Origin of the sequence: Paludibacter sp. (assembly GCF_009712605.1) — a bacterium.
Lineage (GTDB): Bacteria > Bacteroidota > Bacteroidia > Bacteroidales > Paludibacteraceae > Microbacter.
On sequence record NZ_WASO01000009.1, the window covers coordinates 57,089 to 63,769 of the forward strand.

A 6,681-nucleotide genomic window follows, 5' to 3' on the forward strand; every position below is an offset into this window, starting at 1 on the left:
ATCATATGCGAACTGCTTCCTTTGTCATTCCCACCTTCAGGGAAACGGACAAAATCAAAGCTCTGATTCATAGTTTCGACAACATCAGAGACGAAAACATTGACATCATCATTGTGAATGGCAATCCCAATGATGAAACCAGTCAGTGGTTAAGGGATTGCAGTGACTCGCGAATCATCGAAAAAGCAGGCAATCCCTCTCTTTACTGGGCTGGATTGGTAAACGTTGGTTTGCGGCACATTCTGGAATCAGAACCTCGTCCGGCATACGTTTTCCTGATGAATGCCGACATCGTATTTTCATACGACATTCTCCAATCATTCCTGAACGAAGCTAAGATTTTACCCCCTTGCCAACTTGGAGTGGTGACGGTCTCCAACGGCAAAATTATTTCAAGCGGAGTACAGGTGATCTCGTGGAGTTTTACACAAAACCGGCATCCACTGGCAGGCAGCGATGTTTCACTATTACCAAAAGATCGATTAATCCCGGTCGACTTTTTGCCAACACGTTGTATCATGTTTCCGTTTGAAGCTTTGCAACAAGCCGGAATTACGTCAGAAGAAAAGTTGCCGCACTACTGCAGCGATTACGAGTTTACGGCAAGGCTGAGTCGTTTCGGTTATAAGGCATTTATAGCAACAAATATTACCGTTGAAGTTGACACGCAGAACACTGGCAACGATGTTTACTACAAAAAAACAAGCCTAATGAAACGTGTTAGGTCTCTCTTTTCGGTCAAGTCGCCCTCCAATCCGGTTTATTTGACACGCTTTATCTGCATGGCATATCCGTGGTATGCAAAGCCAACAGCCATACTGCTGTATCTATTGCGGAGTCTATTGGAAATTGTATTGGGAGGTACTGCTGTGAAGAAGTTATTTCATCGTGCAGAATCAGGTTTTTCAGGCCGGCAGGTTTAAGCTTTACTGTTATGAAAACGATTGCTCTCATGTATCACGATGTTTACCAGGAGACACCACTCGAAAGCGGATTGCAAAACGCGGGGTCTCAAAAATACAAGGTAAGCCTGTATGATTTTGAGAAGCAGGTGAAAGCAGTTGTGCATCATTGCCGGGTGAAAGAAATTCCGCTCTCCAGAGTCTTATTCACATTCGATGATGGAGGAAGTTCATTCAGCAAATTCATTGCACCTGTACTGGATGCCAACGGGCTGAAAGGATACTTTTTCGTTTCCACACATTATCTCGACACCAACGGATTTATGACCCGGGAAGATGTAGCAGATCTGCATCGCAAAGGACATATAATTGGCACTCATTCGCATACCCACCCTGCCAACTTATCGAAATGCGATGAAAAAACAATAGAACAGGAATGGGAAATGTCCATTAGGTGTCTGCAGGAAATCATCCAGGGTGCGGTTGTTTACGCATCATTACCGGGCGGTTATATTTCCGAACCAATAATCAAGCAGTTGAGTTCATGTGGAATACACAAGGTCTTCACATCAATGCCAACGACACGGCAGGATGCTATTGCTGGCATGACATTCATTGGTCGGTATCCGGTTACGTGTAGCATGAATGAACGGCATGTTATCAATATATTTCTAAAACACTCTTATGTACGTTGTCTGAAATCGGTTAAATGGCACATCCTCACGGTGGTAAAAAGTCTGTTAGGCGATAACTACCTACGTATCAGGTCGAAAATATTGTCAAGGATGTAACATTATGGAAACCATTTCTGTTATATGTCCCACGTATAACGAACGACAAAACATCACACAGTGCATTGAGTCGATCGTTTCTTCCTCTTACGAAAAAGACAAGATGGAGGTTGTGTTCGTTGATGGCATGAGTAACGACGGCACGAGAGACATTATTATCCGATATACCCGTCAATACCCATATATCAGTATGCTCGACAACCCGAAAAAAAGCGCACCGTCAGCATTGAATATCGGCATTCGGGCAACAACGGGTAACATTATTATCAGACTGGATGCACACGCAACATATCCACCGGATTATTTCGGCATACTGGTTACCTGTTTAATCAACATGAAGGCCGACAACGTTGGCGTTACAATCAAAAGCCTTCCATTAAACAACTCATTAACAGCAAATGCCATAGCAATGGCGGTCAGTTCCCGCTTTGGCGTAGGCAATTCGTACTGCCGCATAGGAACCGACAAATTGATGGAAGTAGACACGGTTCCGTTTGGATGTTTTCACCGCGAACTGTTTAGCCGGATCGGCATGTTTGACGAAGAATTGATTCGTAATCAGGATGATGAATTTAACGCCAGAATCATCAAAAACGGCGGAAAAATATTTTTGATACCCGATATAAAAGTCATTTACTACCCTCGAGACGAAGTAAGTAAAATCGCGAAAATGTTTTACCAATACGGCTTATTCAAACCATTGGTTAATAAGAAGAACGGCAAGCCGGCTACCATCCGACAGTTTTTCCCGTTGCTATTTCTTTTGGGATTACTATTTGGTGGTGCAATGGCTTTTCAGACAAATACTTTTTTGTGGATTTATATCTGTTTCATTGGATTATACTTTACGACAGCTGTTGGTTTTGCACAAAACAAGATAGAAAAGCACCAGCCGAAAGGACTATTACTTATGCTTCCTTGGGTATTTTTTGTTATGCACATCAGCTATGGATGGGGATATCTGGTTGGCATGTTGAAACTGCTTGTTCATAGCAATTTTTACGCATTAGTGAACCGATAAGACACGTAACGGGCAATAATAGCTATGCGATTTAGCTATCTGGATAAAATTACGACTCAGACCGATCAATTAATCTAAAGAGAAAAAACATGAAAGTCCTATTTTCACCCCCGTACATCGACCAGGATGTAATTACGGAAGTGGTCGATACTTTGACATCCGGATGGATTACCACCGGGCCCAAAGTAAAAGCTTTGGAAGAAGCCTTTGCAAACTATGTCGGAGTGACACATGCTGTTGCCGTCAATTCATGGACATCCGGCACCATTATGGTATTAAGGTGGCTGGGATTAAAACCGGGCGATGAAGTCATCGTTCCGGCCTACACCTATTGTGCAACGGCTTTGGCCGTTTTAGAAGCGGGAGGAACTCCGGTAATGGTTGATATAGACTCCGATCTTACTATTTCAACCGAAGCCATATCAAAGGCAATCACTCCACGTACAAAAGCCATTATTCCTGTTGATATCGGAGGCTGGGCCTGCGATTACGAAGCCATTCAACACTACATAAACGAAGATTGGGCAAAAGCAATTTTCACCCCGACATCGCCTGTACAACGACTTTTGGGGCGCATTATGATTATTGCAGATGCGGCACACTCTCTTGGCGCTACTCTGGAGGGTAAACTTGTCGGTTCTTTGTGCGACATCACTATTTTCTCGCTACATGCCGTCAAAAATATCACTTCCGCCGAAGGTGGCATGATTTGCCTCAACTTACCGGAGCCTTTTAATAACGACGAGCTGTACAAGCACTTTCGCATCATGACTATCTACGGGCAGTCGAAAGATGCTTTGGCTAAAACTCAGCCCGGATCATGGGAATACGACATTTTATTTCAGGGCATGAAAATCAACATGCCCGATGTAAATGCAGCTATTGCTCTTGCACAACTTCGCAAATACGACGCTTTATTGGCTGAACGCCGCCGGATATATGTACGGTACAACATGTTGCTCCAACCGTATGAATGGGCACTTCCGCCTCCATTCGACAATGAAGTACAAACTTCGGCTTATCATCTGTATCCGCTGCGAATACGGGATATCACCCTGCAACAGCGCAATAAGATAATAGCCGAAATTGCAATTCATGATGTGGCAGTAAATGTGCATTTCATTCCAATGCCCATGTTAACGGTGTTCATGCACCTGGGGTATAAAATCCGAAATTACCCTGAATCATACGACAATTACACGCGAGAAATCTCATTACCGGTTTATCCGCAACTCACAAACGATCAGATAGATTTTGTAGTCGCCACTCTTGTTGACGCATACAACAAAATTGTACACAAATGGCACCCGCAACCCATCGTGAATATTATCTGAAACGGAAAGTTGATATTGTTCTGTCTCTTTTAGGAATCATACTGTTAAGCCCGCTGTTTCTGATAATCGTCCTGCTAATCCTGACCGATTCGGGGAGACCTGTATTATACCGGCAAGCCCGAACCGGCAAAGGCGATATACCATTTGACATACTCAAATTTCGCACCATGATTGTCGACGCTGATAAATCGTCGTTACTGACAATTGGATTGCATGACAACCGGATAACGCGAGTAGGTTATTATCTCCGCAAATATAAAATCGACGAATTTCCACAACTAATCAACGTCTTGAAAGGAGAAATGAGTCTGGTTGGACCACGTCCTGAAGTGACGAAATACACACAGCTATACACACAACAACAAAAAGAAGTGCTATCGGTTCGTCCGGGGATTACGGATCCTGCATCCATTTTACTGAAGAATGAAAATGAAATGATAGCGGCTTCTCCTGATCCCGAGAAATTCTATATCGAGAAACTCATTCCCGAAAAGGTATCGATTAACCTTCAATACATTGAACGAATGTCACTAAAAAATGATCTGAGGATTATTATCAAAACGCTCTTCGCCATCATCCATTAGAATCATTTTGCCATTAATGATTGCAATAAAAGCATTAAAAACGGACAATTCACCTGTATCTGACAACGAACTGCATCTTCATACTTAGCATGAAGAATCTAATACTTAAAGCTATGAAAAAAATAATATTTCTCCTTTTTAGCATTGGTTTTGCTATAGGAATCAACGCACAAGTCTATAAGACTGTTACGATAAGTGCCGGAGAATTGAATAAAGCATTAACGGCTGAGGAACGTACTACCGTTACAAACCTCACCATCAATGGATCAGTCAATGCCAATGATTTTCTCACTATGAGAGATACACTCACCGCCCTATCGGTCATCGATTTAAGCGGTTCCATTATCGATACAAACAAAATACCCGATGAAGCTTTTTATTTTTCCGCCACCAAAACAGGCAAGTTGAGCCTGACACAAGTGATTTTGCCAACCTCTGTGACGGCATTAGGCGACTATGCTTTTTACGGTTGCTACTATCTTGCAACAATTAACTTTCCGGCTTCGTTACAATCAATTGGAAGCTGGACATTTGCCGATTGCCACTCGTTGATCTTCGACCCGAACCTTCCTTCGTCTCTGACCTCAATGGGTGTAGGTGCTTTTGTGCATTGCCACAGTTTGCCAGCTGTAAATATACCATCTTCAATCACCTATATCGACAACTGGACATTTGCCGCATGTTTCAACCTTGTTTCTATTACTATTCCACCTTCGGTAACGGCAATATATAACAACGCTTTTAAAAATTGCCAGCATTTACCTTCCATTACAATTCCATCCGCAGTAAATTATCTTGGATATGATGTATTTTACAATTGCTATGCATTAACCACGGTAGATCTGAGCCAAACATCGGTCACCGCACTTTTGAAAAACACGTTTTATAATTGCAACAATCTGCAAACTATCAAAATACCATCCACCGTTACTACCATCGGGGATTCTGCTTTTTACCAATGTTCAGCGCTAACGGGACTGTATGCCTACCCTCAAACTCCGGCAGACCTGAGCGCTTCAAAAGACGTTTTTCTGGGAGTGAGCACCTCTGGGTGTACGCTCTACGTTCCTCCGTTCAGGAAAAACGACTATCAAAATGCACTCCAATGGAAAGACTTTCTGAATATCGCTGTCATGAAGTTACCTTCAACGATAACAGCCACCGGAGAAACTTCCTATACATATAACAACTTACCACAGGGACCTGCTTCTGCTGATGTAACCGGTTCGACAGGCTCTAAATCGTATAAATACAGCGGAACCGGATCGACCAGCTATCCGGAAAACGCAACAGCTCCTACCAATGCCGGAACATATCAGGTAGTAGCAACTGTTGCCACCGATGAAAATTATCTGGAAGCATCATCTGCTCCGCTTGCCTTTACCATCAACAAAAAAGATGTAACCGTAACTGCAGATCATCTCTCTAAAACCTACGGTGACGATAACCCGACACTCACGGCTGTAGTTACAGGCACTGTAGACGGTGGTGATGCTGTAAATTATTCACTAGCTACTACCGCAGTAAAACTGTCCAATGTTGGTGATTATCCTATCTCAATAACGTTAGGAAGCAATCCGAATTACAACATAACGAAGACTGACAATACGTTGACAGTAAACATAAAAGACGTAACCATCGCAACAGACCATCTGTCCAAGACCTATGGTGATGATAATCCTACGCTGACGGCTGTGATGACAGGTGCTGTGGAAGGCGGAGATGCTTTGAACTATTCACTGGCTACTACCGCCGTAAAACTATCCAATGTTGGTGATTATCCGATTTCGGTAACGTTGGGAGAGAATCCGAACTACAACATCGCCAAGACAGACAATACACTGACAGTAAACACTAAAGAGACAACCGTAACAGCAGATCATCTTACAAAAACTTACGGAGATGATAATCCTACGCTGACGGCTGTTGTGACAGGTGCTGTCGAAGGCGGAGATGCTGTGACATATTCGCTGGCTACTACCGCCGTAAAACTGTCCAATGTTGGTGATTATCCTATCTCAATAACGTTAGGAAGCAATCCGAATTACA

The 6,681-nt window shown here is 43.0% G+C and carries 6 protein-coding genes; all 6 read left to right on the top strand.

Features of this window, described 5'->3' with window-relative positions; all coding sequences use genetic code 11:
• Positions 1–5 precede the first annotated feature (5 nt).
• Positions 6–923: a glycosyltransferase gene (locus tag F8N35_RS07350; protein WP_293050805.1), complete on the top strand. Its 918-nt coding sequence runs from the start codon at positions 6–8 to the stop codon at positions 921–923.
• An 11-nt stretch (positions 924–934) separates the two neighbouring features.
• Positions 935–1,693 carry a polysaccharide deacetylase family protein gene (locus F8N35_RS07355; protein WP_293050807.1) on the top strand — a complete coding sequence of 253 codons (759 nt, stop codon included), beginning with the start codon at positions 935–937 and terminating at the stop codon, positions 1,691–1,693.
• A 4-nt stretch (positions 1,694–1,697) separates the two neighbouring features.
• A complete protein-coding gene (locus tag F8N35_RS07360) occupies positions 1,698–2,714 on the top strand; it encodes a glycosyltransferase family 2 protein (RefSeq protein ID WP_293050809.1) in 1,017 nt (338 codons plus the stop codon).
• A gap of 89 nt (positions 2,715–2,803) precedes the next feature.
• Positions 2,804–4,048, top strand: a complete 1,245-nt coding sequence (locus F8N35_RS07365) for a DegT/DnrJ/EryC1/StrS family aminotransferase (RefSeq protein ID WP_293050811.1) — start codon at positions 2,804–2,806, stop codon at positions 4,046–4,048.
• Positions 4,045–4,632 (top strand): sugar transferase, encoded by a 588-nt coding sequence (locus tag F8N35_RS07370; protein ID WP_293051412.1) that lies wholly within the window; start codon positions 4,045–4,047, stop codon positions 4,630–4,632. Before F8N35_RS07365 ends, F8N35_RS07370 begins: the two co-directional genes overlap by 4 nt.
• Positions 4,633–4,745: 113 nt before the next feature.
• On the top strand, positions 4,746–6,681 hold a 1,936-nt coding region (locus F8N35_RS07375), incomplete at its 3' end, for a leucine-rich repeat protein (protein WP_293050813.1).

Bases quoted from the DNA above. Each gene is read 5' to 3' on its own strand.
- F8N35_RS07350 (WP_293050805.1), top strand. From the start codon at position 6: ATGCGAACTGCTTCCTTTGTCATTCCCACCTTCAGGGAAACGGACAAA.
- F8N35_RS07355 (WP_293050807.1), top strand. From the start codon at position 935: ATGAAAACGATTGCTCTCATGTATCACGATGTTTACCAGGAGACACCA.
- F8N35_RS07360 (WP_293050809.1), top strand. From the start codon at position 1,698: ATGGAAACCATTTCTGTTATATGTCCCACGTATAACGAACGACAAAAC.
- F8N35_RS07365 (WP_293050811.1), top strand. From the start codon at position 2,804: ATGAAAGTCCTATTTTCACCCCCGTACATCGACCAGGATGTAATTACG.